Source organism: Idiomarina sp. (assembly GCF_048260185.1).
Lineage (GTDB): Bacteria > Pseudomonadota > Gammaproteobacteria > Enterobacterales > Alteromonadaceae > Idiomarina.
The window spans coordinates 349125-375426 of sequence record NZ_JBLXHB010000003.1 but is presented as its reverse complement, the minus strand read 5'-3'; the positions used below and the strand labels follow the sequence as shown (position 1 = coordinate 375426).

22 protein-coding genes are annotated in these 26302 nt (G+C 48.3%); 8 read left to right on the top strand and 14 right to left on the bottom strand.

What is annotated here, in order from left to right; genetic code table 11:
- The first annotated feature begins 325 nt into the window (after positions 1 to 325).
- Positions 326 to 874: a gamma carbonic anhydrase family protein gene (locus ACN0RF_RS09455; RefSeq protein ID WP_034819523.1), complete on the top strand. Its 549-nt coding sequence runs from the start codon at positions 326 to 328 to the stop codon at positions 872 to 874.
- Positions 875 to 886: 12 nt separating this feature from the next.
- Here ACN0RF_RS09455 and ACN0RF_RS09450 read toward each other — a convergent pair whose 3' ends face one another.
- The 3 genes from ACN0RF_RS09450 to ACN0RF_RS09440 are packed head-to-tail and all read right to left on the bottom strand — an operon-like array spanning position 887 to position 5992.
- Entirely contained in the window at positions 887 to 4006 is a 3120-nt protein-coding gene (locus ACN0RF_RS09450) for an error-prone DNA polymerase (RefSeq protein ID WP_417438796.1), read from the bottom strand.
- Positions 3990 to 5348 carry a Y-family DNA polymerase gene (locus ACN0RF_RS09445; RefSeq protein WP_417438795.1) on the bottom strand — a complete coding sequence of 453 codons (1359 nt, stop codon included), beginning with the start codon at positions 5346 to 5348 and terminating at the stop codon, positions 3990 to 3992. Before ACN0RF_RS09445 ends, ACN0RF_RS09450 begins: the two co-directional genes overlap by 17 nt.
- 44 nt (positions 5349 to 5392) lie before the next feature.
- Positions 5393 to 5992 (bottom strand): ImuA family protein, encoded by a 600-nt coding sequence (locus tag ACN0RF_RS09440; protein ID WP_417438794.1) that lies wholly within the window; start codon positions 5990 to 5992, stop codon positions 5393 to 5395.
- 118 nt (positions 5993 to 6110) lie between these two features.
- Here ACN0RF_RS09440 and ACN0RF_RS09435 point away from each other — a divergent pair, with 118 nt between their 5' ends.
- Together ACN0RF_RS09435 and ACN0RF_RS09430 are read left to right on the top strand one after the other, a co-directional pair.
- A complete protein-coding gene (locus ACN0RF_RS09435; RefSeq protein ID WP_417438793.1) occupies positions 6111 to 7022 on the top strand; it encodes an acyltransferase in 912 nt (303 codons plus the stop codon).
- A 12-nt stretch (positions 7023 to 7034) separates the two neighbouring features.
- Positions 7035 to 8273 carry a mechanosensitive ion channel family protein gene (locus ACN0RF_RS09430; RefSeq protein WP_417438792.1) on the top strand — a complete coding sequence of 413 codons (1239 nt, stop codon included), beginning with the start codon at positions 7035 to 7037 and terminating at the stop codon, positions 8271 to 8273.
- 1 nt (position 8274) lies between these two features.
- Here ACN0RF_RS09430 and ACN0RF_RS09425 read toward each other — a convergent pair whose 3' ends face one another.
- From ACN0RF_RS09425 to ACN0RF_RS09400, 6 genes are all read right to left on the bottom strand, one after another.
- Positions 8275 to 8892, bottom strand: coding sequence for a thiol:disulfide interchange protein DsbA/DsbL (locus ACN0RF_RS09425; protein WP_417438791.1), 618 nt, complete (start codon positions 8890 to 8892; stop codon positions 8275 to 8277).
- Positions 8893 to 8930: 38 nt separating this feature from the next.
- Positions 8931 to 9935 carry a serine/threonine protein kinase gene (locus ACN0RF_RS09420; RefSeq protein ID WP_417438790.1) on the bottom strand — a complete coding sequence of 335 codons (1005 nt, stop codon included), beginning with the start codon at positions 9933 to 9935 and terminating at the stop codon, positions 8931 to 8933.
- Positions 9928 to 11358, bottom strand: a complete 1431-nt coding sequence (gene ccoG / locus ACN0RF_RS09415) for a cytochrome c oxidase accessory protein CcoG (protein WP_011235796.1) — start codon at positions 11356 to 11358, stop codon at positions 9928 to 9930. The genes ACN0RF_RS09420 and ccoG overlap by 8 nt, the downstream gene beginning before the upstream one ends.
- 66 nt (positions 11359 to 11424) lie before the next feature.
- Positions 11425 to 12657 (bottom strand): Zn-dependent hydrolase, encoded by a 1233-nt coding sequence (locus ACN0RF_RS09410; protein WP_011235797.1) that lies wholly within the window; start codon positions 12655 to 12657, stop codon positions 11425 to 11427.
- Between the two features lie 127 nt (positions 12658 to 12784).
- A complete protein-coding gene (locus ACN0RF_RS09405) occupies positions 12785 to 13312 on the bottom strand; it encodes a carboxymuconolactone decarboxylase family protein (protein WP_253617495.1) in 528 nt (175 codons plus the stop codon).
- Between the two features lie 85 nt (positions 13313 to 13397).
- A complete protein-coding gene (locus tag ACN0RF_RS09400; protein WP_011235799.1) occupies positions 13398 to 13943 on the bottom strand; it encodes a peroxiredoxin in 546 nt (181 codons plus the stop codon).
- A gap of 149 nt (positions 13944 to 14092) precedes the next feature.
- On the opposite strand from ACN0RF_RS09400, the gene ACN0RF_RS09395 reads away from it, so the two are divergent.
- A complete protein-coding gene (locus ACN0RF_RS09395; RefSeq protein WP_417438789.1) occupies positions 14093 to 15007 on the top strand; it encodes a hydrogen peroxide-inducible genes activator in 915 nt (304 codons plus the stop codon).
- 1 nt (position 15008) lies between these two features.
- Here ACN0RF_RS09395 and ACN0RF_RS09390 read toward each other — a convergent pair whose 3' ends face one another.
- The gene (locus ACN0RF_RS09390) at positions 15009 to 16520 is read right to left on the bottom strand and encodes an FMN-binding glutamate synthase family protein (RefSeq protein ID WP_417438788.1); all 1512 of its coding nucleotides are present in this window, start codon (positions 16518 to 16520) and stop codon (positions 15009 to 15011) included.
- 131 nt (positions 16521 to 16651) lie between these two features.
- Between ACN0RF_RS09390 and ACN0RF_RS09385 the strand changes: the two genes are divergently transcribed.
- On the top strand, positions 16652 to 17785 hold the full coding sequence (locus tag ACN0RF_RS09385; protein ID WP_417438787.1) for a PQQ-dependent sugar dehydrogenase: 1134 nt from the start codon (positions 16652 to 16654) through the stop codon (positions 17783 to 17785).
- Between the two features lie 2 nt (positions 17786 to 17787).
- Complete coding sequence (locus ACN0RF_RS09380; RefSeq protein WP_417438786.1) at positions 17788 to 19821, top strand: TonB-dependent receptor family protein; 2034 nt, start codon at positions 17788 to 17790, stop codon at positions 19819 to 19821.
- Between the two features lie 5 nt (positions 19822 to 19826).
- On the opposite strand, the gene ACN0RF_RS09375 is transcribed toward ACN0RF_RS09380, so the two are convergent.
- The 3 genes from ACN0RF_RS09375 to ACN0RF_RS09365 form a co-directional block, all read right to left on the bottom strand.
- Positions 19827 to 20513, bottom strand: a complete 687-nt coding sequence (locus tag ACN0RF_RS09375) for a type 1 glutamine amidotransferase domain-containing protein (protein WP_417438785.1) — start codon at positions 20511 to 20513, stop codon at positions 19827 to 19829.
- A gap of 63 nt (positions 20514 to 20576) precedes the next feature.
- Positions 20577 to 21917 (bottom strand): sigma-54-dependent transcriptional regulator, encoded by a 1341-nt coding sequence (locus ACN0RF_RS09370; RefSeq protein ID WP_417438784.1) that lies wholly within the window; start codon positions 21915 to 21917, stop codon positions 20577 to 20579.
- Complete coding sequence (locus ACN0RF_RS09365; RefSeq protein ID WP_417438783.1) at positions 21914 to 23401, bottom strand: ATP-binding protein; 1488 nt, start codon at positions 23399 to 23401, stop codon at positions 21914 to 21916. Before ACN0RF_RS09365 ends, ACN0RF_RS09370 begins: the two co-directional genes overlap by 4 nt.
- Before the next feature lie 168 nt (positions 23402 to 23569).
- Between ACN0RF_RS09365 and ACN0RF_RS09360 the strand changes: the two genes are divergently transcribed.
- Together ACN0RF_RS09360 and ACN0RF_RS09355 are read left to right on the top strand one after the other, a co-directional pair.
- A complete protein-coding gene (locus ACN0RF_RS09360) occupies positions 23570 to 23953 on the top strand; it encodes a DUF4168 domain-containing protein (protein ID WP_417438782.1) in 384 nt (127 codons plus the stop codon).
- A gap of 119 nt (positions 23954 to 24072) precedes the next feature.
- Complete coding sequence (locus tag ACN0RF_RS09355) at positions 24073 to 25731, top strand: acetolactate synthase large subunit (RefSeq protein WP_417438781.1); 1659 nt, start codon at positions 24073 to 24075, stop codon at positions 25729 to 25731.
- Here the strand turns inward: ACN0RF_RS09355 and ACN0RF_RS09350 are convergent.
- Positions 25728 to 26300 carry a glutathione S-transferase family protein gene (locus ACN0RF_RS09350; RefSeq protein ID WP_417438780.1) on the bottom strand — a complete coding sequence of 191 codons (573 nt, stop codon included), beginning with the start codon at positions 26298 to 26300 and terminating at the stop codon, positions 25728 to 25730. The genes ACN0RF_RS09355 and ACN0RF_RS09350 overlap by 4 nt on opposite strands.
- Positions 26301 to 26302: the final 2 nt, after the last annotated feature.

Here is a 26302-nt window from a genome sequence, read left to right as displayed (position 1 = left end):
TGTTAAAGAGCGTTTCTCAGCAACCTTGGCTGCGAGAGGTGCGTATTCTACACACCGTGTGTTTTCCGTCAATACTTTTTTGAAAAAAGATTTTTTAGAAAACTTAGGTTTTCGGCGGCTTCGTTGCCTGCCTTAAACGTGGAGCGCATTTTAGAGATTTAACTCGTCCCGTCAAGCGCTTTTAGCACCTTTCTAACTGTTTTTTTGCTGACTGCGTAAAGTTTCAGCAACACGCTGCTTTTCTCGCCAAACTTAGGCCAGACATGACCTATTTACCTCTATCTGCTATAAAGGTTGTAACAGCTTTTAACTCAGGAGCACACTTATGGCAGATATCCGTAGTTACTGTGAATATGAACCAGTTATCGGTGAACGCGTTTACCTGGACCCCAGTTCGGTCATTGTCGGTAATATTACAATAGGCGATGACAGCAGCGTATGGCCTATGGTCGCAGCGAGAGGCGATGTTAACCGTATTACTATTGGCAAGCGCAGCAACATTCAGGATGGAACCGTTCTTCATGTTACGCGTAAATCCAAAGCCAACCCTGATGGGCATCCCTTAGTTATTGGGGACGAAGTTACCGTAGGCCACCATTGTATGTTGCATGGTTGCAAACTGGGTAACCGCATATTAGTAGGCATGTCAGCCGTTATAATGGATGATGTCGTAATAGAGGATGATGTCATTATTGGAGCCGGTAGTCTGGTTCCTCCGGGCAAACGCTTAGAAAGTGGCTACTTATATGTCGGCAGCCCAGTAGAAAAGAAAAGACGCCTTAATAGTGGTGAGACGAACTTTTTAAGCCAATCGGCACAAAACTACGTCGATTTAAAAGACGACTACCTTTTACAGGTGAGTCCAGTTTCTTAAGTTAATGGAAGCTTAGTGGAAACGACGGCTTTCCAGTCGAGAGAAACTTAACAGGCCGGATAAGTCTTTTAACCGGCCTGCAATAACATGCACCACACCGTCGTGAATTTCGACAATGCCTTTTACCCAAAGTAGGTTGCTGGTCAGGAAGCATTGTCGAAATTGGCGGGCGGTATTCGCCCAGACCACCACATTGCTGTTTCCGCTTTCATCTTCCAAAGTTAAAAAAGTGACGCCGCTACGGGTGCCAGGCCTTTGCCTGCAGGTGACTAAGCCGGCCAGAGTCAGTACTTGCCCTGAGCGGCAGGTCATTAGATCGCGGGCCATAACGCAGTTTTTTAATTCAGGGTTATTCCTCAGCAAAGCTAATGGGTGGCGGCCTAAGGTCAATCCGGTCGATTCATAATCCGCTTTTATATTGTCCGGCTCATCAGGCGCGGGCAGTTGGCGGGCAGGGCGATCCTTTACATTCTCAAACAACGGCATTTGCTGGTCACTCATAGACAAGCTTTGCCAATGTGCCTGATGCCGATGTCCTGCAATACTCTTTAATGCGTCGGCGCGGGCGAGGGCGTTGATATCGGAGTCCCGTAATCCGCTTTGTCGCAACTCATGCATGCTGGTGAAACCGTCCTCCGGCCTTTGCGTCAACGTATGTTTTATTCTGCTTTCGGATAGGCCTTGAATTTGCCTTAAGCCCATGCGTACAGTCTCATCAGAGTTCGTATCTTCTTTAGGCAACCAACAATAGTCCCAGTCGCTGGCGTTAATATCCGCTGCCAAAAACGCTACGCCGTGGCGTTGTGCGTCCTGTACCAACTGCGATGCCGAATAAAACCCCATAGGTAAACTGTTCAGTAAACCCACATAAAAAGCGGCCGGGTGATAGGTTTTAAACCAGGACGACACATAAGCTAAATTAGCAAAGCTGGCAGAGTGGGACTCAGGGAAACCATACTGTCCAAAGCCACAAATTTGCCGGAACAAGCGTTCGGCAAACTCTTGTTTATAACCCCGCTCCAGCATGCCGTTAATAAGCTTGCCTTCAAAGCGGGTTAAATGCCCGTTTTGCCCCCACGACGCCATTGCCCGGCGGAGCTGATCAGCCTCACCACCGCTAAAGCCAGCCGCAACCATAGCCAGTTTAATCACCTGCTCCTGAAAAATAGGCACGCCCAGCGTTCTTTCTAATACCGACTTTACTTCGTCGCTAGGGTAATCAACCTCTTCCAGACCAGCGCGACGACGTAAAAAGGGATGTACCATGTCGCCTTGTATGGGGCCGGGCCGAACAATCGCAATTTGAATAACCAAGTCATAGAAGGTTTTGGGTTTTAGTCGCGGCAACATATTCATTTGCGCACGCGACTCTATCTGAAAAATCCCCATAGAATCTGCGGTTTGCAGCTGCTGATAAACCCGGCTGTCTTCCTGCGGAATAGTTGCCATGGTCAGTTGCTGCTCATAGCGCGAATTAATAAGCGTCAGCATTTTTCGTAATGCCGTCAGCATGCCCAGCGCCAGCACGTCTACTTTTAATAAGCCCAGGCTTTCGAGATCCGTCTTGTCCCACTGAATAACCGTACGGTCCGTCATCGAGGCATTTTCTACCGGAACCAGCCGTGACAAGTCATCAGCAGCGATAACAAAACCGCCGACATGCTGCGACAAATGCCGGGGAGTACCCATCAATTGCTCAGTGAACTGTAAAAGGTGCTGCCCCCTTACCGAATTTGTGACTTCGGGGTGCTGTTGCACCAGCTGTTGCTGCCAGCTTTGCTCTTTGTCGCGTCGGTCTAAGTTGCGACGGAAATACTGCAGTTGCTGCTCACTAAAGCCCAGAGCTTTGCCAACATCACGAAAAGCACTTTTAAAACGGTAGGTAATAACCGTTGCAGCCAACGCTGCGCGCTGCCGACCGTACTTGCGGTAAATATACTGAATGACTTCTTCGCGGCGCTCGTGCTCAAAGTCCACATCGATATCGGGAGGTTCGTTCCGTTCCTTAGAAATAAAACGTTCAAACAACACCTGAATTTGCGCCGGGTTAACCGCGGTAATGCCCAGACAATAACAAACCACCGAGTTTGCTGCCGAACCACGCCCTTGAAATAAGATTCCCTGCTCACGGGCAAAACGAACTAAGTCATGAATGGTTAAAAAGAAAGGCTCGTAGCTTTGCTCTTTTATCAGGCTTAGCTCTTTTAAATAAAGCGCTTTTATCGACTCGGGCACACCTTGCGGATAACGCCAGCGAGCGCCTTGTTCAGTTAACTGCTTTAAATAGCCGGAGGCACTCATACCTTCAGGAACCAGTTCGACGGGGTATTCGTAACGAAGTTCGGACAGACAAAACTGACACTGCTGAGCAATAACCAGTGTTTCGGCTAGCCACTTTTGCGGGTAGCACTGTTGCAACTCACTCAGGCTTCGCAGATGATGCTCCGCGTTGTTACTGGCTAACCCCGGCTGATGCGCTAAAGAGCCACCATGTTGAATCGCGTTCAGAATGTCATACAGCGGCTGTTGTTCAATGGTTGCCATGCGAACGCCACCAGCGCAGGTGACTTTCACTTTAACGGCCTGTTGTAGCTCAACCATAGCCTGAAAAGCCCTTTCATCGTCAGCCTGGTAATGCCGCTCGTATAATAGCCAAAAGCGCTGCTGCCATACCGATTTCAACTTTTCACCAATGGCCAGAAGCTGGGCCTGAGAAAAGTCTGGCTGCCACAATAAAAGACACTGAGAGAACCCGTCGAAAAAATCATCGATGTTGGCCTGATAATGGCCTTTTTCACTGCGACTACGGAACAGTGTAATTTTTTTACAAAGCTCCGCATAGGCTTCCCGGGTTGGCGCCAGCACAACCAGCGTACCCACTTCGGTCACCCTGAATTCACTACCCACAATCAGTTTAATACCCTGCTCTTTTGACTCCTGATAGGCTTTTACAATACCGGCCACAGAGCATTCGTCAGTTATTGCTATGGCGGCATAACCCAGATCATCTGCGTGCCTCACCAGTTCCTCCGGCGAAGCGGCTGAGCGCAAAAAACTGTAATGGCTTAAACTGTGTAGCTCAGCAAAAGGTTTTCCACCGGAACCTTTGAACATATCAGCTGAACCAACCATGCAAATACCATTGTCCGGACTCAAAATAGAGCCAACCCACACGCTGAAACTTGTCCCGGGCAATCCAGTAGTCGCGCGCTATGTCACCAGCGTCCCACCAACCACAGACTTTGCGTTCCGGCCCGTGACGTAGTTGCCATAAATCAATTGAAGTTGGCTGCGGAGGCTGTAATAGCCAAAGAGGCCGCTTAGGCGCCGCAGATAAAATTTGAGGCTTTTCCCCTGCCGGGCGTCGAAATTCGTTATTACCGGGGCGAGGGTCGTCATTCATGGCTGGCGAGAACACGGCATTGTTGCCAAGCTTAGCCTGTAACCGGCTAATAAGCTGCAGTGTTTCATGCCGGTGTTGCTGCACACCAAAAAAGTGACTGTTGTGCTGTTCAGACTGCAATAGCTCGTTAGCTACCAACGTAATTTCTATAACCGCTTCTGGCAAGGGTATAGATTCCATTTTTAACTGCAGTAACGACAAAAAACTCTGCCCCCGCCAGCCGGGTTCAGCTAAAGCGACGGGAACAACAGAAGGAGGTTCATATCGGTGATGCAGTTCAATACTAACCTGCTGGGTTACTTTTTGCCGCTGATAGAGAAAATCTTCCAGCTCACCGAACAGTCTTTTTAGCGGAAACAACAACCCTTGCCAGTGAGGAATTTCAGTGACCAGATCCAGGCTTTGCCGGAAACTTTCCGGTGGAGTGAAAAAATTATAACTTTGCTGCTGGCGACCCTGAATTCGCTCCAGATATAACTGTGTTTCCAGGCCCAACTGCCGGCCGACTTCATCTCCCGCTAACTGTATGAGCTCTCCCAGCTGACGAAAACCAGCGGCTTTACAATGCTTCTGTGTTTTTGTTCCTAAACCGGCAGCACCAATAGGTAGCTGAGCCAGCAGCTGTGCAGACTCTTTGGGGTTTAACGAAACCGGGCAGTCATATTCTGCTAATAATTGAGCGGCTAAAGGGTTATCCGCGACTGCCAGCTGAGCCTTAATTGGCAGCGCATCAACCTCTCGGGATAACGTGTTAAATACCGCATCCATCCCGCCATACAACTGCGCCAGACTACTCAACTCAATTGCCAGACCTTTGGGTGGATACAAAACTAACTTAGCTGCCCACTGGTAAAGTCGGGTGGCTAATTGCTGTAACACCTGCTGCTCACGCTCCGGAATATATTCAATAAGTTGCAGTTGCTCACAAAGCGATATTGCCATAACCGTCTGGATAGAGGGTTTGACCCCAGCCTCCCGCGCCAAGGTGCTGCACTGCACTATAACCGACTGGTTACCCTGTAACTGGTAAAGTGCCAGCGGCAGGGTGTTGCTGTCAGGCTGTAAGCGCACCCGATTATCCATTAGTAGTTGGGGGAAATGACAATATAACCACATTAGTTCAGAACAACGCTTTCCAGTGGCCAACCCACTTTGCGTTTTAGTATGTCGAGCGTGACACCCGCTTCACCAAGCTTTAATCGTACACGGTTAGAGTAAGCCCGCGCCTCTTCATTTAAAACGGGCTCACTCAATACCACGCCCATCTGCCCGGTTTGGGTTGCTTTATACCAACGCCGAACAGATTGAGCTGTCATTTCTTTTTGTGCAAACCAGCCTAAAGCCAGCGCATTTTTTGTCTGCAATATTTGCTCAAACGCCCAGGCGGCTTTCTCTGAATTGGTCTGAATAACCACCTGCATAGACTCATTAAGCCCATAATGATGTAAGCCAGCAGCCGACAACCAGGCCGGAGGGTTTACCCAGAAAACTGACTGCTTTTGTTGCACCGCATGCTGTATTAATGGCAACAATAGTGCCTGTTCCGAAAAGGGGGTTTGCAACTGCCACTCATGCAACCCCGGGTATTGCCAGCCACCGCCCAGCGCAGTATCTAACGACGGAAAGCCAGAGCTTAAGGTTGCTGTCTGACTGTCGCTAACCTGACCATGCCAAACAAGCCCTTGCTGAATAAGAGTCTGAAGCTTTGTCTGCATAAAACCTCCAAATACTGTACATATATACAGTACCATTAATTTTTACTCGTTACCAACAGACATCATTACTGGCTTCAGTTATTATTTATCTCATTGTTTCTAATTAGGATAGGGCAGCATGCTGACATCAATACTCATTCCCTTCAGAGTCGTTATTAACTTTTCATGGGGATTAATCACCACCGCTATTATTGGTGTTTCGATTATTAGTATTGGTATTTTTAAAGTGTTACTGCCTTTTAAAACGCCTCAGCGCATTTGTTCTTTTCTGGGGAATGCTCTATTCAGAGTCTGGGCATACTGTATGTCGATGATGTTCCAGCTGACTCAGCGTATGGAGTGGCACATTAAAGGGGATCTCGATATCCACGAGAAAGGCTGGTACATGGTTATGGCTAACCATCGTAGCTGGGTAGATGTGCTGGTACTAATGCACCTGACTCGCCGTCATATGCCTATGCCGCGCTTCTTTTTAAAGTCTCAACTTATGTGGATACCCATTATTGGCTGGGGTTGCTGGGTACTGGATATGCCTTTTATGAAGCGCTACTCAAAAGAGTTGCTGGAGAAAAAACCGCATTTAAAAGGCAAAGACATTGCGACAACAACGCGCTCCTGTGCCAAATTCCGTCACATTCCTACAACTGTGGTCAATTTCTGTGAGGGCACGCGATTTACTCCAGAGAAGCACGCGAAAAAACACAGCCCTTTTAGCAACCTGCTGCCGCCTAAAGCAGGCGGTACGGCTTTCTCTTTGCAAATTATGGGAGGTCAGTTTGAGGCCATTCTGGATATTACCATTGTCTATCCGGGAACCGATAAACGCCCGGTAGTCTGGCATTTATTAAGCGGACAATTGAAAAACGTCTATGTTGATATAAAGACACGGCCCATTACCGCTGACTTAATCGGCGATTACGCCAGTGACGAAGTCTTCAGAGCTCATTTTCAGCAATGGCTGAATACGCGCTGGCAGGAAAAAGATCAAACCATTGACGAAATGCGTAAGCAAATTCACAGCACCCGCTAAGGGAGTTTTATAATGGACTTCGAGTTTGTAAAAGAGTGGCTACAGAAATTCGGTATTGAAAGCAATTTACAGGAACTGAGCCTGGCTATCAGTTCATTAATGGTTCTTATTGGTTGCTATATTACCTATGCCATAGCGCGTTGGCTTATCGACCATGCCATAGAGCACTTACTAAAAAGAGCGCCTGAGCGTTGGTATAAGTCATTGGTTAACAGCGGCCTTTTTAAGCGCTGCGCTAACTTAGCCCCGGTTATCCTGATACACAGTTTCATACCGATCCTGTTTATCGATGACTTTGAAAGCTGGCAGTCCCCGCTACGTACCGTTGTTGGTGTTTATCTTACCTGGGTTATTACCAGCATCCTCACGGCTTTAGCTAACGTAGTATCCATTGCTTATGATTACTCTTATAAAGCACGTGAAGTCCCCATTACCGGGGTCATACAGGTTATAAAGCTCGTATTGGTACTAATGGCCATTATTATTACCATCGCCATTATTATGAACAAGTCCCCCATGTATTTACTCAGCGGCTTCGGCGCCATGACCGCCATTCTTATGGTGGTTTTCAGGGATACCCTAATGGGCTTTGTCGCCGGAGTGCAATTGGCGACCAACCGCATGGTTGCTATTGGTGACTGGATTGAACTGACTGATCACGGGGTTGATGGTACGGTTCAGGAAGTCGGCCTAATTTCCGTGCAAGTTGAGAACTGGGATAAAACCATTGTTTACTTGCCCACTTATGTATTAATCCACGAATCGTTTAAAAACTGGCAGGGAATGATCAATACAGGTGGACGACGCATGAGACGTTCACTAATGATTGATTTGGACAGCTCCCGGATTTTATCCGATGAGGAGCTGGAAGAGGTTGCCGAAAAGCACTTTAATCAATCGGTTGAGGATTGGCTGAGCGAAAACGAACTGCAAAAGCCCGTCAGTAATTTAACGGTGTTTCGTGTATTTGCTAATAACTACCTGAAAAACCACAAGCAGGTGAGAGAAGACCTCCTGCACATGGCACGTCTGATGCAGCCAACCGCCGCTGGCATACCACTGGAAATTTATGCGTTCGCTAAAGAAACCGAATGGACAAAATATGAGGCGATACAAAGCTCTATTCTGGAGTATTTATACAGTGTTATGGCGGACTTTGGACTGAAGAACTATCAATATATGAACAATAATCAAGCCTTCTCCGAGCAAAACGGAGAAGGCACTCATTCTCAAAGTAATTCAGGACGCTGAGTTATTTTTCTAGCAGGTAACCGGCTAACTTAGAGAAGTCTTCCTGGAAGTTATCGCTGTCACGGAAACCCTGTGGCAGCATTTTGTATTTACCGTTAACGATAAAACTTGGTGTTGCGTTAACCCCTAAGTTACTTGCCCGACGATCCATTTTTGACGCCGCAGCACGAACAGTGAAGCTCGCCATGGCTTTATCAAACTCATCACCGGTTACATCGTTTACAATAAACACATTGCGAATGTCTTCTTTGCTGGTCAGCATGCTGTTTTTGTTGAAGTTGTAATCAAAAATAGCCGCAGCAATTTCCTCTTCTTTATTCAGCTTTTGCGCAACAACAAAAGCCTGAGTCATGGTTTCACCCACATTACCGCGCGGGTTGATAAACGACACATGTGCCTTTTTGAAAGCGTCCGGATACTCAGACTTCATTTCTTTTGCAATAGGTTCAAAGCGGTAGCAATGCACACAATAAAACGAAAAGAACTCGGTGATCTCCGGTTTGCTGGTTGCTTCATCGGATACCACTTCGTAGTGGACACCTTCTTCAAAATTCTGAGCCTGAGCAAAACCCGCTGCGACCATTAATGCTCCGGCAAAACCTATTAACCACTTTTTCATTATCATTTCCTGTTATCTGTTAAAGCTATCTATTCAAATTAGCCATTAAAGCCAAGGTTCAGCGGCGCTTCATCCAGCCCCGCCAGTTGTTCTTTCAGTGCCAGAATCTGCTGCTCCCAATATCGGCTTTCTGCAAACCAGGGAAACGCTCGCTGAAAGGCACTATCCTGCCACCGGCGTGATAACCATGCCATATATTGAATGATTCTGAAACTGCGCAAAGGTTCAATTAATATCAATTGCGCGGTATCGAATTCGCAGAAATCTTCGTAGCCAGTCAGTAGGGCGTCCATTTGTAAGGTCTGCTCCTGATGCGACCCGTTCAGCATCATCCATAAGTCTTGCACGGCAGGCCCGGAGCGACAGTCATCAAAATCGACAAAAGTCAGTTGTTCTTCATACTGCAGAATATTACCAATATGGCAGTCGCCATGCAGACGCTGATACTCGAATTCCTGCAAAGGTGTAGAACGTAAGCGCTCACTTAAGGGATCAAGAATGGCAAAAAAAGCGTCTTTTAATTCAGCGGGTAATAAAGCGGACTGGTGTAGCTCGGCCACGGACTGTTCCACAAAACCTTCGTAGTCAATGGTTTCCCGGACTTTAAACTTGCCCGCCTGAGCTACCGCGTGCATGCGACCTATTTGACGGCCCAGCCGCTCCAGTTCGTCCAGGTCATTAGGCTCAAAGGCTCTGCCGCCAATGCTTGTATACACACAAAAACGATAGCCTTCAAACTCGTGCAGACGCTTTCCCTGAAGCTCCAGAGCCGAAACCGCCGGAACCTCGGCTTGCGCCAGTTCCTCAACAAACTCCAGTTCTTCGTTAATTTGCTCTGTGCGCCAGCGCTGCGGGCGATAGAATTTTGCCACGTAACGTTTGCGATCGTCGTCAGCAAACTGATAAACCCGGTTTTCGTAGCTATTAAGTGCCAGCAAGCCCGATGCGGGATACAAACCGACACTTTCTAAGGCATTAACAACCAGATCCGGCGTCAGTCCCTGAAAAGCAAAGTCCGACGCGTTCTCTGTAAAATCATTCATATAAAAAGCGGCTCTGATGCGTATTAGTTATATCCGCATTATCAACCGCTGTGACCACGAAGTAAAACTCTGTGACCTGACCTTCTAATAATGATGGTGGAACCGCTACGGTTACCGGCAAGGTTCCGACTTCACCCGCAGAAACCTGTTTCGTAGAATCGCCAATTAACTCGAACTCATCAAAACCTTTAACTTCCACGCGGTAAGTCATGTCCTGTTGCGACTTATTGACCAGCTTTAAGGTAAAGACGTTTTCAATTTGTCCTTCTATATTTTCTCGGAACAGCTGGTTACGGTCACGTAATACATCAACCTCCAGAGGCACACGGGTCGCGACGTCCCAAACCAGTACGGTACTAACTACGAGAACCATAATAAAGTAGCCGATACTCTTCATCCGCCACGGATTGGTTTTCTCTTTTTTGTTTTTGGCGGCTAAGTTACGTTCAGTGGTAAAGCGGATAAGTCCTTTTGGATAATTCATTTTATCCATAACGTCATTACAGGCATCAATACAGGCGCCACAGTCGATGCACTCGTATTGCAGACCGTTTCGGATATCGATGCCGGTAGGGCAGACCTGCACACACATATAGCAGTCAATACAGTGACCTAAGCCTTTTTCAGCCGGATCAGCCTTACGCGAGCGTGGGCCTCGGGGCTCGCCCCTTTCAGCATCATAAGACACGGTGTAAGTGTCTTTATCGAACATAGCCGACTGGAAACGCGCATAAGGACACATGTGCGTACACATAATTTCCCGCATATAACCGGCGTTACCATAAGTACAGAATGCGAAAAAAAGAACACTGAAGGTTGCCCAGAAACCGGCGTCCAGGGTAAAGAAGTTCAGGAAAAGTTCGCGTATGTCAGTAAAGTAACCCACAAAGATCATTGCGGTTAATAGAGACACCAGGATCCAGCCGGTCTGTTTACCGGTTTTGCGCCAGAACTTGTCAAAGTCCATTTTGCGTTCATCCAGTTTTATACGCTTATTGCGCGGCCCTTCGAACTTTTTCTCAAACCACATGAAAATAAAGGTCCAGGTGGTTTGCGGGCACATAAACCCACACCAGACCCGACCAAAAACGGTTGTCACAAAAAATAACGCAACGGCGGCCACAATCGCAAACCAGGCAACTACAGTGAAGTCCTGCGGCCACAAAGTTAAGCCATAAATACGGAAGCGCTGATCCATAATATCGAGCAGAACTGCTTGTTCGCCCTGATAAGTCAGCCAGGGAATGAGAGCAAAGACAGCCAGCAATAGAAAACCAAACCCACGTCTAAAATACTCCATGGCACCTTTGGTATCACGCACGTAAATTCGGCTGCGGGGGGAGTAGTTATCGTTGTGTTTCTGTCCGTCTGGACGTTGAATTTTGACTTTATCGGCGGACTGAACCGTTATTTTTTGTTCCATGAGCAATACCACATAGTGTCACGGCGAGGTGCGCACAGTATAACGGATCTTAACTGTTTGCGCAGCTCACTGGGCTGAATTAATGATGCAATCTAAAAGTATGTTACAACCAGCTTCCACGTCATGCCAGTGCGACCACTCATCGGGTGCGTGACTGACCCCATTTACAGACGGGATAAATATTAGCCCGGACTCCGTAATCTCTGTAAAAAATTGAGCATCGTGTCCTGCGCCACTGGGCATTTTAAGACACGAATAATTTCGAGCTTTAGCTTTCTCTTCTATTTGTTTTGTCAGCTTTTCTGAACAGGCCTGAGGGTTCAGCCAACTCACTTGCTCGTATTCAAACTTCAAACGGTGCTTACGCGCTATTGCTGATAACGCCTTGTTACAGGAGTCTGCCAGCTCTTTCATTACATCGTTACTCATGTCGCGACCAACAATAGTAAACACCGCTTCACCCGGCACGGTGTGCGGACTCCCGGGCTTCAAGTCCACTTTGCCCACGGTAATACGCGTTTTATCGGTACCGTCTTCAGCAATAATGCGCTCAATTTCGTGAGCAAAATCTGCCAGCCCCATAAAAGCGTCACTGCGCATATTCATAGGAGCAGTACCAGCGTGGTCGGCTTTACCTTTTAAGTGAACTATCCATTTAAACACCCCGGAAATGCCTTCCACTGCGCCAATGGTTATCTCTTTCTGAAACAGCACCGGTCCTTGTTCAATGTGCAGTTCGTAAAAGGCTTTTAACCGCTCCGGAGGCCAGGCAGCGTCCAGTGCATCCATAACGTCCATGCCATGGGCGGCCATTGCGTCCTTTAAGTACACATTATCAGCATCGTGAGCCGACATAAGCCAGTCCGGATTCAGCACACCTGCAATAGCCTGAGAACCCATCATGCCGCCAAATCGGCCTTCCTCTTCGGCAGTACCAACAACCCATACAGGATGCGCTAATTTCACGTCATTTTCTTTGATCGAGCGCAAAACTTCGAAGCCCGCTAACACTCCGAGTGCGCCATCGAAAATCCCCCCGGCGGGAACAGTATCTAGATGTGAACCGGTAAGAATAGCTGGTTTTTTGCTGTAGTCGCCAATACCAAAAAACACATTACCGGCACCATCCATAAAGGTCTTGAAACCTTCGGCTTTAGCTTGCTCCATCATCCAGCGGCGGGCTTCCATATCGGCATCGGTAAAACCCCAACGGTACATACCATGATCGGTCTCGTTATAACCAATTTTGGATAGCTCCAGCACGGATTTTTTTAAGCGGTCAGCATTAATACTCAGCATAGTCACCTCCTTTGCTTTTATTATTAAGCGTAGGACATAAACTAAGGAGCACCAAAGGCGTAAAAAAAGCCCGCACCAAAAAGTACGGGCAAAGGTTGCACGGGGCAAAGGGGAGCCCCTAGAGGGTTTACGACAGTTTGCGTGCAGTTAAGGCTGCATTAAGTACCGCCGCCAACTTAATTGACGATTGAATCGCTTGCGCTGAGACCTCGTGCTTCAGCAAAGTTTGTACGTGCGAATCAATGCACATACCACAACCATTCAGGGCCGACACCGCCAGTGAGAACAGCTCAAAGTCTGCTTTGTCCACACCCGGGTTAGCCATTGCATTCATGCGGAGCCCCGCAGGAAGCTTAGAAAATTGTTTATCGCTAGATAAGTGCAGGAAGCGATAATAAATGTTGTTCATTGCCATTAACGACGCTGCCGTTTTCGCTGCTGTCTTAACGTTTTCTTCAATTTTGCCTTCGGCTTCTTCTTCCACTGCCTGAGTCAGCTCGTCGTCCGACAAGGTGTAAACCAGCGAAAGTGCTGTGCCATAGAACTGGTCGTTGGTTAAACCTGACTGCTCGACGTTTGAGAACAAGCTCGACAGGTTAAGTTTGGTGTCTTTACTGTGATCACCCAGTAACTGTTTGTAGTCTGCAATTGCCATACTTTACTCCTGAAATCCTTTGAAAGTGCGGAACAGGCGCCGATGGCATTGCCATCAGCGCTTAGTTTTGGGAAATAAACACCGATTAAAGGGTGTCGCCGCCCAGTGCACGGTTACAAGGACACAGTTCATCGGTCTGTAAGCCGTCTAAAATACGCACGATTTCTGCCGGGTTACGACCTACGTTCAGGTTGTTTACCGATACGTGCTGGATAACGTTGTGCGGATCAACGATGAAGGTCGCACGCAAAGCAACATTTTCAGCTTTGTCACGAACGCCCAGGCCATCAACCAAAGAACCGTCGTCAGCAAAAGAGTACTGATTCAGGCGGTCAAGGTCAGGGTGCTCACGACGCCATGCCAATTTCACAAATTCGTTGTCGGTGCTGCCACCCATAACAACTGCGTCGCGGTCAGCGAAGTCTTCATTCAATTTTGCGAACTCAACAATTTCAGTTGGGCAAACAAAGGTGAAGTCTTTCGGGTAGAAGAAAATGATTTTCCACTTACCTTCAAAGCTGTTGTTGTCGATAGTTTCAAAAGCGCTTTCGCCGTTTTCTTCCGGCATGTTGAACTTAGGTTTTGCCGCAATTACGCTGAATTCTGGTAGTTTATCGCCTACTGTTAACATAAATTGTCTCCTTGATTGGGATTTAAAATGTATTCGTTCCTTAACGAGTCGAGAGCTAGTGTACGGACGGAGACAGATTGGATAAAACGAATAAAACGAATTATGATAATCGGAAATACCAATTAAACAAATAACACGACGGATAACCTATGAGTAAATTGCCGAGCCTGAAAAACCTGAGCTACTTACTGGCACTGCACCAGGAACAAAACTTTAATCGTGCGGCAGCGGAATGCAATGTCAGCCAGTCGACACTAAGCAGTGGCATTCAAAATTTGGAAGAACAACTCGATTGCCAACTTATTGAGCGTGACCATAAATCCTTTCTCTTTACCGCTTTAGGCGAGGAAATTGTGGAGAAAGCGCGGGACATTATCAGCGCCTCAGAAGAATTACTGCATTATGCTCAGGGGCAGGGCAATATTATGGAAGGACCGTTAAGACTCGGCATTATTCCGACCATAGCCCCGTTTGTTATTGGTGAGCTCAGTAAAAATTTACAGAACAAGTTCCCTAAATTGCTGCTGCAACTTTCTGAAGACACCACGCAAAACTTACTGCACCGCCTGCGTAACGGCGAACTGGATATTCTCTTGCTGGCGCTGCCTATGGATATTCAGGGGAATCAGAAGTGGATACTGGGTCGAGACCCGTTCAAGTTAGTGGTGCATAAAGAGCTGGCAGAAACCGTCGGCGAACCGGTTGATTACGATAAATTGCCTGATCGCAGTATTTTCCTGCTGGAAAAAGAGCACTGCATGACCGGCCATGCGGTCGCAGCCTGCCAGCTAACTGACTCGATTAAGATGAACCCTTTTACCGCAACCAGCCTGCACAGCCTGGTACAAATGGCTGACGCTCGCTTAGGCGCCACCTTTATTCCACAAATGGCCATTGACCAGGGCATTTTGGAAAATACCGATTTAGTCCCTTTAAAGCCCACCGGGCAGGAAGCTTCCCGCGATATTGGCCTGGTTTACCGCCCGACCACCAGCCGCCGGCAAACTTTCCGTAAAATTGCGGAAGAGGTTGCCAGGCTGCTGCCGGTCAATACGCTGAATTAAACTAACGACGTCTGGCCGGCGGCAACGGATAACGCTCGGCCAGACTAATGCTCTCCCCGTCGGGTTTAATGACCCGGGCATGACGACGATTCAACCGACGCGGATCGGTCACACCACAAGAGTGCGCAATAATATTGACGCCATATTCCATGTATTTATGGTAGTTAGCGACACGTACCGATTTATCTTCTGGATCAAGCCCTCGCATTAACTTAGGGTCGTCGGTAGTGACTCCTGTTGGGCAAGTATTTTTATTACATTGCATAGCCTGAATACACCCCAGCGAGAACATAAAACCTCGCGCCGAAGTGACAAAGTCGGCTCCCATAGCAATAGCCCAGGCAACATCGGCAGGTGTGATCATTTTACCGGAAACAACCACCCGAATGCGGCCGTGCAGCCCTGCTTCGGTGAGCTTATCGATAAGCATAGGTAAGCTTTCAGTCACTCTCAGGCCAACATAATCCAATAACGGCTGTGGTGCTGCGCCGGTTCCGCCATCGGCGCTGTCCAGTGTAATAAAGTCGGGAGCGTATTCTTCTCCACGGGTCAGGATGCAGTCGATCAACTCGTCAATCCAGGACGGGTCACCCATAACAAATTTAAAGCCGGTAGGTTTGCCGGTAATTTTGCGAACTTTTTCAATGAAATCGAGCAATTCTTCATTGTTACTAATTTCCGGGTGCCGGTTCGGGCTAATGGCATCTTCGCCTTCTACAAGACCACGAATTTGCGCTATTTCCTTATTCACTTTGACGCCCGGCAAAATACCACCTTTACCCGGCTTAGCCCCCTGACTCAGCTTTATTTCAAACATTTTTACATTGTCATGGCGGCCCAGCTCAGCAAGCCGATCTTCATCAAGCCGGCCTTCTTTATCTCTTACTCCAAACTTCGCAGTTCCCATTTGGAAAACAATATCGCAATGCCCCATCAAATGATAAGGCGATAAACCGCCTTCTCCGGTATTGAGCCAACAACCAGCCTTTGCCGCGCCCTGAGACAATGACTTAACCGCAACCGGTGACAAGGCACCATAACTCATTCCGGACACATGAAAGTAGGAAGCCGGAGAATAGGGTTTCTGGCAATACGGACCGATAATAACCGGCTCTGGAAATGTCGCCTGCTCAGCCATAGGTGGGTAAGGGGCGTTACTAAAAATAATAGTACCAGTGCGGCTTAAATCCCGGGTAGAGCCAAAAGCAACGTTACGGTCGGCATTTTTTGCGGCACGATAGACCCAGCTTCGTTGGGCACGATTAAATGGCATTTCTTCGCGATCCATAGCAAAGAAATACTGGCGCATGAATTCCCCCATGCGCTCGAATAAATAGCGAAAGCGCCCCACGACTGGATAATTATGGCGAATAGTATGCTTATTCTGGGTTTTATCGACGACATACATAACGCCAATAGAAATCACCAGCGTAATAATAGCCAAAACAAAAATGGCGGCTAACCACTGCGCTAAAGTAAGTAAGGAGTCCGTGCTAAAAACGTTGCCGCTCATGGGTACCTAATACATTTCTAGTAATTGATAAGAGTATTAACGGTTAAAGCGACAAACAGATCAAGCACAGTGTCATCAAAATTTTGAAGAATGACGTATACTCTAAATAATTCAATAACAAGGAGAGACCTATGTTCAATCCAAAGTTTGTTTTAACGGCAATATTGGCAGCTTCAGTAAGCGTGACGGCCACAGCCGAAAATGTCGAAACCGAACGCCATAAAGTCAGTGTCAGCACACTTGCGGATGGCTTTACTAACCCCTGGGGTATGACTTTTCTTCCTGACAAAAGCATTTTAGTTACCGAGCGCTCCGGCGACATCTACTGGGTATCTGCCGACGGCAGTTATCGCGAAAAGATAAGCGGAACGCCAGAGGTGGTAGCACAAGGCCAGGGTGGTATGCTGGATATTACCACTGACCCTGACTTTGCTGAGAATAACTGGGTTTATATTAGCTACTCTGAAGCCGCACAGGACGGTGGGAAAGGGAATAGTACGGCCGTTATGCGGGCGAAACTTGACGATAAAGAATTTACCGAGCAGGAAGTTATTTTCCGTCAGGCACCTAAGTACGAAAGCAATAACCACTTTGGTTCCCGGTTAGTCTTTTCACCTGAAGGGCACTTATACATTACTTTAGGTGACCGCTATTCACGTATGGATGACGCACAGACACTGGATAACCATCACGGTAAAGTGATACGCATATGGCCTGATGGCAGCATCCCGAAAGACAACCCTTTTGTTAACAATGATAACGCTCTGGACGAAATCTGGTCTTACGGTCACCGCAATGTGCAGGGTGCCGATATTCATCCTGAAACGGGCGAGCTCTGGACTGTTGAACATGGCCCACAAGGCGGTGACGAAGTAAACATTCCGGAAGCTGGCAAAAATTACGGTTGGCCAGAAATTACTTATGGTGTTGATTATGGCGGTGGCATTATCAGCGAAGACGCAGTCAAAGAAGGTATGGAGCAACCCTTCTATTACTGGGTACCCTCTATTGCCACGGCCGGAGCCACATTTTACAACGGCGATGCGTTTCCTGAGTGGAAAGGCGATTTCTTTGTCGCAGCTTTGAAAAGTTCACTGGTTGCTCGCCTGGACTTGTATGAAGGTCGCATGATGCATGAAGAGCGTTTATTTGAAGATGCTGTTGAAGCTCGTATTCGTGACATTAACCAAGGCCCTGACGGTTACCTCTATTTATTAACCGACCAGTCTGATGGCGCCATTATTCAAATAAAACCGGCAAATTAATTATGTTGTATTCAGCTGTATTAAAAAAACTCACTTACACGGGGCTGCCTTTATTGGCGGCCTCTTTCGTTGTTCACTCCGCAGACGTTGATGAAACCGTTGTGGTTACCGCGACACAAAGCGAAACGCCCTGGTTAACTACGGCGGCCAGTATCGACCGCGTGAGCGTGGAAAATACTTTACCTTCGATGAAAATTGATGCCGGTGATGCTTTAGCCGGTGTGGCCGGTATTCAGGCTGACAGCCGCTATAACTACGCACAGGATACACGTCTGGTGGTTCGCGGGTTTGGCTCTCGTGCGGCGTTTGGGGTGCGAGGCTTGCAGTTAAATGTCGACGGTATTCCGTTATCTATGCCCGACGGCCAGGCGCAAACTTCGAGCATTTTTCTCGACAGCATCGATTCGCTGGAAGTATTACGCGGCCCGTTAGCAACGCTTTACGGGAATTCCGGTGGCGGTGTGGTTGAATGGTTCAGCCGCAAGCCAACAGAAACCGCCTTGGAATGGGGTGGGCAGTTCAGTGAAAATGACACTCAGCGGTACAATGTTAATGCCCAGTGGGCAACCAACACCAATCAACTGCAAATTCTAGCCTCGGACTTTCAGACCGACGGCCCGCGCAGGCACAACTCTGCCGAGCGCCAGCAGCAGGCGATACGCTGGTATCATCAGTGGGACGAGCAGAACCGGTTTGTTATTCGCTACGACAATAGCGATGCGCCATTATTGCAGGACCCCAGCGCACTAACGCCCGAAGACTGGCGCGAAGACCCAACCCAAACCGTGCAACGAGCGGTTGATTTCAACACGCGGAAAGATATTCACCACCGTCAGGGATCGTTTAGCTGGTTTCACGAACGTGACAATGGTGAAGGGTTACTTTCGCTGTGGCAGGGTGACCGCGACATAGAGCAGTTTCTGCCGTTTGCCGGTGACGGGAACACCAGTTCTGGTGCCGTAATTGATGTTTCTCGTCAGTTTGAAGGTGCCCATGCGCGCTGGCGTCAACGCGGAATTAACTGGTCGGCGACGGTCGGGGCGCAATTAGAACGCCAACAAGATCACCGCTTTGGTTATGTGAATGACAATGGTGAAAAAGGTGATTTGCGCCGCAACGAGTTTAACTGGATTGAAAACGCCTCGGCGTATCTGCGTTTTCAGTGGCAGTTATCGGAAGAGCTTTCAGCAACCGGCGGAGTTCGTTACAGCGACATCAATTATGAGGTTGAAGACTACTTTACCGAGCTGGATAACTCCGATGACAGCGGCAGCAGCGACTTTAGCGAGACCACAGCGGCAGTTTCTGTTACCTGGCAGTTTCTGCCTACCTCGGCGACTTATCTGAGCATCGGGCAGGGATTTGAAACGCCGACACTGACTGAGCTGGCATACCGAAATCAGGGATCGGGTCTGAACCGCGAACTGGGTCCGTCCACGAATGATCAGTGGGAATGGGGTATCAAACACCAACTACCACAAGACTGGCGTCTTCATTTCGCGTTCTTCGGTATTAAAAGTGAAGACGAAATAGTGGTGGATCAGTCAAACGACGGTCGCACGACCTACCGCAACGCATCGGAAACCTCGCGCGAAGGTGCGGAACTCAGTATTAACGGAGCATTAACGCAACAGTTAGATTTACTGCTTTCATACAGTTACATTGATGCGACCTTTGATAATGGTCCGTTGCAGGGGAATCAGCTACCCGGCGTAGCAAAAAGTCAGGGGTATTTACGTCTTAACTGGCAGCCCACAGAGCAGTGGCTGGTTCAGTTAGCCGGACAGTACCGTAACGAGACACCGGTTAATGATGCAAACGATACCTTTGCCCCCTCTTACACGACCTGGGATATCGCCGTAAGCCGCGATTGGCAATGGGTTAAGAGCGAGCTGGATGTATGGGCCCGGGTCGATAATATTACCGACAAAGATTACGTAGGAGCGGTTGTGGTCAATCAGCAATACAGGCGCTACTTTGAACCCGCAGTAGGCCGACAGGCTAGCGTCGGCATTAGTTGGCGCCGACGCTTTTAAGCCAATTACAGGCTGGCTCTTAACACATCGAGCAGGCGCTGTGCCGTCTGCTCAGATGAAGCAGGGTTCTGACCGGTAATTAACATACCGTCCTGAACGGCATATGCCTGCCAGTCATCGACCTTACGATAATGGCCGCCTTTGGCGGTCAACTCGTCTTCCAGCAAGAACGGAACCACATCAGTCAGCTCTACTGCGGCCTCTTCGCTGTTACTGAAACCGGTAACCGTACGCCCCTGAACAAGCGGGTCACCATTTGGGGTTTTCACATTTAAAAGCACCGCCGGTGCGTGGCAAACGGCAGAAACTGGCTTACCCTTACTCCAGAAATGCTCAATCAGCTTAATGGAGTGCTCATTGTTAGTTAAATCCCACAATGGTCCGTGACCACCCGGATAAAAAATTGCGTCGAAACCCTCAGGGTCAACTTCATCAAGCTTACAGGTGGTTTCTAATTTATGCTGAGCCGTCTCGTCTTTTTCAAAACGCTCGGTTGCTTCGGTTTGCGCATCGGGCGTTGTGCTGTTTGGATCAATTGGTGGCTTGCCGCCCTTAGGCGATGCCAAAGTCACATCCACACCTGAATCGGTAAAAACATAATACGGAGCTGCAAACTCTTCTACCCAGAAACCCGTTTTATGATCTGTGTCACCGAGCTTATCGTGTGAGGTTAATACCATTAATACTTTCACTTAGTACTCCCGTTAGATGATTCTAAAACTTAGTATAGACTACGTGATAAAACGCGTGTTTGATCACTCGCCATGCTGTTCCAGCCAACGGTATAAGGTGCGTCTTGTGACCCCGAGAATTTCAGCCGCTTTAGATTTATTCCCCTCGGCATGCGCCAGTACCTTACGAATGTACTGATTCTGATATTCATCCAGAGTCGGCCACTCGGTGCCATACTCAACGTCGGGTTCATGCTCACTATCCAGAATTCTTTGAGGTAAATCTTCAACCGCTATTTTATCGTCTCTGGAAAAGGTAAAAGCACGCTCAATAGCATTTTGTAGTTCTCGTACGTTGCCCGGAAAGCGGTAGCTATAAAGTTGTTCCAGTGCAGCCGGAGAAATGCTACGAACCGTTTTATCACTGTTTTTTTGCAACTGCTGTAGAAAGTAATTAGCTAAGCGCTCTATGTCTTCGCCGCGCTCGCGCAAAGGAGGCACTCTTAAGCTAAAGGTTTCCAGACGGTAAAATAAGTCCTGCCGAAAGCGCCCGTCTTCTACCTGTTGCTCTAAGTCCTGGTGGGTTGCAGCCAGGATCCGGACATTCACCGTTTCTTCTTCGTCGCTGCCCACGGCGCGAATCGTGCCTTCCTGCAAGACGCGTAGCAGTTTAGCCTGCAACGCCATTGGCATTTCGCCAATTTCGTCCAGTAACAAAGTACCGCCGTCGGCCTGCTTAAGCAGACCCTGACGTTTTTTCTGAGCACCGGTAAACGCACCGGCTGCGTGACCAAAGAATTCACTTTCCATTAAATCGGCGGGAATGCCTGCACAGTTCACTGCCTGAAAGCTTTGCTCAGCACGGTCACTTAACTGATGCAGTGCCTTAGCCACCAACTCTTTACCCGTACCGCTTTCACCGGTAATTAACACGCTGCCGTCTGCCGGAGCAATGCGCTCTATCTGGTCATACAATTTACGCATTGACGGACTTTGTCCGACCAAGCCCCCGGGGCCTTTTTGTTGCTGGCGATACCGTTTAAGCTCCCGCTGCAATGATCGATGTTCTAAAATCCGTTTGACGCTAAGCAATAAATGCTCAACATCCAGCGGCTTAGTTAGAAAGTCATCGGCTCCTTGTTTTAGGGCGTCAACCGCCTGATCAACCGTACCAAAAGCGGTAATCAATAATAGCGCAGGCGAGTTATCTTCATTTTTTAAACTTTCCAGTAAAGACAGGCCGGACAGCCCAGGTAAGCGGATATCGCTGATAACCAAATCCAATGGCGTTACCGACTTTTTAAAGGCCTCAACACTTCCCCAGGCCATAACTTTATAACCTTCGGCCTCCAGTTCTTCAACCAATAGCTCCTGCAGAGCCGGATCATCCTCAATAACACCTATCATGGCTTTTGCTGCGGTCATTCGCTACCTCCTTTGATAACTGCTTGCCAAAGGCATTGCGCAGGTAAACTCAGGGTGACCCGACAGCCACCATTGGGGTTATTGGCTAAAGACAATTCCCCGTTATGATCATTCAATACGTGTTTAACTATGGTTAAACCAAGTCCGGTACCTTTGCCCTGAGGTTTATTGGTTTCAAAAGGCTGTAAGGCTTTGTCTTTCATCGACTCGGGTAAGCCTTCGCCGTCGTCATCAATGGTGATATTAACGCCCTCATCAGCAAACTCAGCTGCCACCACAACTTCTGATTCAGCGGCCTGCAAGCCATTGCGAAGAACATTCACCAACGCCAGTTCCAGTCGCTTGATATCCACTTTCAGAATAACGTCGACAAGCTCCTTAATGACCACTTTGGCCGACCCTTTATCCTGCTCAAACTCTATGCTGGTCATGGCTGTTGCTATCAGGTCACGTAGAGAAATGGCTTCGCGCTGCTGTACCGGCGTGCGGGAGAAAGCCAGCAGCTGGTTTACCAACCCGGTTAACCGCTGCACCTGGCCTCTTACCGCTTTTAGCTGGCGCTGACTGTCTCCGTCTTTATGGTTGCGTAATAAGCGGCTGGCGCGTCCGTCAATAACGGTCAGCGGGGCGCCTAATTCGTGCGCAACGCCACTGGCAACACTCCCAATGGCCGCCATTTTTTCCTGCTCTCGCAATGCCTGTTGCAGAGAGGCCTCGTGCTCCCGGCGTTGCTCCAGCTCTTGTTCAGCCTCAGTGATACTATCTAGCATACGGTTGAAGCCCTGCGCAACCTCCTGCAATTCTGACGGGCCAGCCGGTGTAACCCGCGTACTGCGGTTCCCTTCAGCCACCCGCAACATAGCGTCCTTAAGTGCCACCACGTGCCGACCAACACCGCGATAATGCCCAAAAACCAACACCGCAATAGTAATTAAGCCGAAGGCCGCCCAACTGAGCCAGGCGTATTGACTCAACGTTTCAAAGGACTCATCAAAGTCACTGGCCCGCCGGTTTATCTGTAATAAACCAATAATACGTCCACCGCGGTCAACAATAGGCAAGAATTGGGAGAAGACATCGCGCCCTTCTACTCGTCGGTAGTCGTCTTGCTTGACGCCTGTCTGAACAGTTTGCAATGCAAGCTGGCTGTTACTCAAATCGGTTTCAGTAATTCCCGCTTCCGCTACCTGCTGACCATACACATTGTATACCGAGGCCCCATATACACGGCCAATATTGAACACCGAGTCCAGGTTAGCCTGGACTGTGGACAAATCGTTATTCAGCAACGCATCACTAATGGGTAAGCTAATGGCTCTACCCAGAAGCTCCAGGTCGCTCTTTAAACGCTCATTAGCTTCATCTGATGCAACCTGTAAGCCGACACTTATTGCCACGCCGGAAATCATTAGCATGGGCACAACAACATAAATAAGAAGTCGCCGCTGCAGGCTGGATAGTGGCCAACTGTATCTTTTTGTCACACTGCCTCCTTTGACTGTGTACTAAGGATACACATTTTTAGGCGAATTTTCTGGTCTCAAACTGCTAAAAAACAAAAACACTTATAAATCAATATCTTGAAAAGTTGGCACAGTCTTCGCTTTAGTTAGAGCGTAATTAAAACTGATAAATTCATTTAGGAGATTATCATGCAAAAGACAATTATCGCATTAGCAACTGTATTCGCACTGGGTAGCACTGCCGCAATGGCTCAAGAGCAACAAGCTCAAGATCCAATGGCACAGCAACAACAACAGCAAACTCAGGAAATTTCTGAAGGCATGCTGGTTAAATTTGCAACCGCTATGGAAGATGTTCAGGGCGTTACTGAAAAATACCGTGACCAGTTTCAGGAAGCTGAAAACCAGGAAGAAGCTCGTGAGATTCAACAGTCTGCACAGGAAGAAATGATTGCAGCAGTTGAAGACGCTGGCCTGACTCCACAAGAGTACAACATGATTATTCAGCAAGCGCAAAACGACGAAGAACTTCGTGGCCGCTTAGAAGAGCTGACTGGTGACGACAACTCTTAATCGATTTATTCGATTGTCGCTTAAGAAGGCAGCCTTTTGGCTGCCTTTTTTGATCATCTCTCCTATGCTTTACGTAGGCCTAACTAGAAGAATATTCTTTAACGCAAGGAGAAAGCGAAGTGAAAGCATCCGATTTATTCGTAAAAGCACTTGAAAACGAGGGTGTGAAGTACATTTTCGGCATTCCCGGCGAAGAAAACCTGGACTTACTTGAGTCCCTCTCAAAATCCAGCATTGAGCTCATTTTAACTCGCCACGAGCAGGGCGCAGGTTTTATGGCTGCCACATATGGCCGCCTGACTGGCAAACCCGGAGTGTGCCTTTCCACCTTAGGACCAGGCGCAACCAACTTGGTTACACCGGTGGCCTACGCACAACTCGGCGCTATGCCTATGGTTGTTGTCACCGGACAAAAACCCATCAAGGAAAGACATCAAGGTCAGTTCCAGATTATTGATGTGGTCGACATGATGACCCCCATTACCAAATACACACAGGCGATTATTAGCGCCAGCAGTATTCCGGCGCATATCCGTGAAGCTTTCCGGCGAGCAGAGGATGAACGTCCCGGAGCGTCTCATCTGGAGCTGTCAGATGACATCAGTCGTGAAGAGGTCAGTGCTTTGCCTATAGAGGCCAGCCACTCGCGCCGCCCCATTACTGAACACAAATCGGTTCGCCATGTACTTGAACTGCTGCGTGAAGCCAAGCATCCGGTACTGCTGATAGGCGCTGCTGCCAACCGGAAAATTACGGCCAAAATGCTGCGCGCCTTCGTTGATAAAACTGGTATTCCTTTTATTACCACGCAAATGGGTAAGGGTGTTATTAACGAAGATCACCCACGCTGGCTTGGTAATGCGGCGGTTTCCGATGGCGATTACCCACACCGCGCCATAGAAAAGTCTGACCTGATCCTTAATGTCGGCCACGACGTGGTGGAAAAGCCGCCCTTTATGATGAAAACCGGCCAAAACGACAACCGTAAAGTCGTACATATTAATTTTCAGGGTGCTCAGGTTGACTCAGTTTACTTTCCTCATGCCAGCATGATCGGTGATATTGGCAACAGTATCTGGCAGTTAAAAGAAGGGATTGAACCGCAAAGTCACTGGGATTTCGACTTTATGCTGAAAGTTCGCGATCACATGCGCGACCATACTGATGAAGGCGCTCATGACGACAGCTTTCCAATGTTACCGCAGCGCCTGGTCGAAGACGTGCGTCAAGCGATGCCGGATGACGGTGTCATCGCGTTGGATAATGGCATCTACAAAATTTGGTTTGCACGTAATTACCCGGCTCGTCAGCCGAATACCGTTCTACTGGATAATGCCCTTGCCTCAATGGGTGCAGGATTACCCTCGGCCATGGCTGCGAAGCTGGTTAATCCGGAAAAGAAAGTTATGGCAATATGTGGCGACGGCGGTTTTATGATGAACTCGCAGGAGCTTGAAACCGCGGTGCGCATGGGGCTGGATATTGTTGTCGTTATCTTAAACGACAGTGGCTATGGCATGATCAAGTGGAAGCAGCAGCATATGAAGCTAAGCGACTACGGCTTAGATTTCAATAACCCGGATTTTGTGAAATATGCAGAGTCTTACGGCGCTAACGGTTACCGTTTAGATAAAACCGAGAACCTGATACCGCTACTAAAAGACTGCCTGAACAAACCCGGCGTACACCTTATTGATGTACCCGTGGATTATTCGCAAAATGACCGGCTGCTGAACGAGGAAATCCCTGAGCGCAGCCGCGCCATTAAAGATATTTAAGAGCGGCTCGGATCAGTATCCGCGAAATAAGGATAGTCGTTTAACTTATCGACAAAAGCCTGAAGTCGCGGATACTTATCCAAATTAAAACGCTCACGGAAAAGCCCCCAGCTTAAGAAACAACCCAACCTCAGTTCACCATCACTAAAAGGGTGCGGACCTTCATACGCCACCGCATGTTCTTTATCTTCCATTAACTGCAGTATGTCATCAATACGCTGCTGCTGGCGCTTAATATACTTAACACTGTCCGCCGTTACGCCTTCTCTTTCCAGCAAAAACACGTTAATTGCCGAGTCCATCGCCGTATTAACCAGGCAATACTGATCAAAATCTTTTACATCGGCAAAGAAACGCTCATCCGCCTTGTCCCTTACGTATTTGAGAATGCTGGTAGAGTCATGCAAACGCAGGTCATTGTGGTGAAGAAAGGGAACCTTTTTCGCAGGGCTTAATTTGGCACTGGTTTCAAAATCCGTTTCGGTAAATGAAAACTTTGTCTTGGTCTCAAGCAAAGCAATACGGCAATGTCTTACGAACGGCGAGGTATAACTTCCGAACAATTCCATGA

Coding starts and splice junctions, on each gene's coding strand:
- ACN0RF_RS09455 (WP_034819523.1), top strand. CDS start 326: ATGGCAGATATCCGTAGTTACTGTGAATATGAACCAGTTATCGGTGAA.
- ACN0RF_RS09450 (WP_417438796.1), bottom strand. CDS start 4,006: ATGGTTGGTTCAGCTGATATGTTCAAAGGTTCCGGTGGAAAACCTTTT.
- ACN0RF_RS09440 (WP_417438794.1), bottom strand. CDS start 5,992: ATGCAGACAAAGCTTCAGACTCTTATTCAGCAAGGGCTTGTTTGGCAT.
- ACN0RF_RS09435 (WP_417438793.1), top strand. CDS start 6,111: ATGCTGACATCAATACTCATTCCCTTCAGAGTCGTTATTAACTTTTCA.
- ACN0RF_RS09430 (WP_417438792.1), top strand. CDS start 7,035: ATGGACTTCGAGTTTGTAAAAGAGTGGCTACAGAAATTCGGTATTGAA.
- ACN0RF_RS09425 (WP_417438791.1), bottom strand. CDS start 8,892: ATGAAAAAGTGGTTAATAGGTTTTGCCGGAGCATTAATGGTCGCAGCG.
- ACN0RF_RS09420 (WP_417438790.1), bottom strand. CDS start 9,935: ATGAATGATTTTACAGAGAACGCGTCGGACTTTGCTTTTCAGGGACTG.
- ccoG (WP_011235796.1), bottom strand. CDS start 11,358: ATGGAACAAAAAATAACGGTTCAGTCCGCCGATAAAGTCAAAATTCAA.
- ACN0RF_RS09410 (WP_011235797.1), bottom strand. CDS start 12,657: ATGCTGAGTATTAATGCTGACCGCTTAAAAAAATCCGTGCTGGAGCTA.
- ACN0RF_RS09405 (WP_253617495.1), bottom strand. CDS start 13,312: ATGGCAATTGCAGACTACAAACAGTTACTGGGTGATCACAGTAAAGAC.
- ACN0RF_RS09400 (WP_011235799.1), bottom strand. CDS start 13,943: ATGTTAACAGTAGGCGATAAACTACCAGAATTCAGCGTAATTGCGGCA.
- ACN0RF_RS09395 (WP_417438789.1), top strand. CDS start 14,093: ATGAGTAAATTGCCGAGCCTGAAAAACCTGAGCTACTTACTGGCACTG.
- ACN0RF_RS09390 (WP_417438788.1), bottom strand. CDS start 16,520: ATGAGCGGCAACGTTTTTAGCACGGACTCCTTACTTACTTTAGCGCAG.
- ACN0RF_RS09385 (WP_417438787.1), top strand. CDS start 16,652: ATGTTCAATCCAAAGTTTGTTTTAACGGCAATATTGGCAGCTTCAGTA.
- ACN0RF_RS09380 (WP_417438786.1), top strand. CDS start 17,788: ATGTTGTATTCAGCTGTATTAAAAAAACTCACTTACACGGGGCTGCCT.
- ACN0RF_RS09370 (WP_417438784.1), bottom strand. CDS start 21,917: ATGACCGCAGCAAAAGCCATGATAGGTGTTATTGAGGATGATCCGGCT.
- ACN0RF_RS09360 (WP_417438782.1), top strand. CDS start 23,570: ATGCAAAAGACAATTATCGCATTAGCAACTGTATTCGCACTGGGTAGC.
- ACN0RF_RS09350 (WP_417438780.1), bottom strand. CDS start 26,300: ATGGAATTGTTCGGAAGTTATACCTCGCCGTTCGTAAGACATTGCCGT.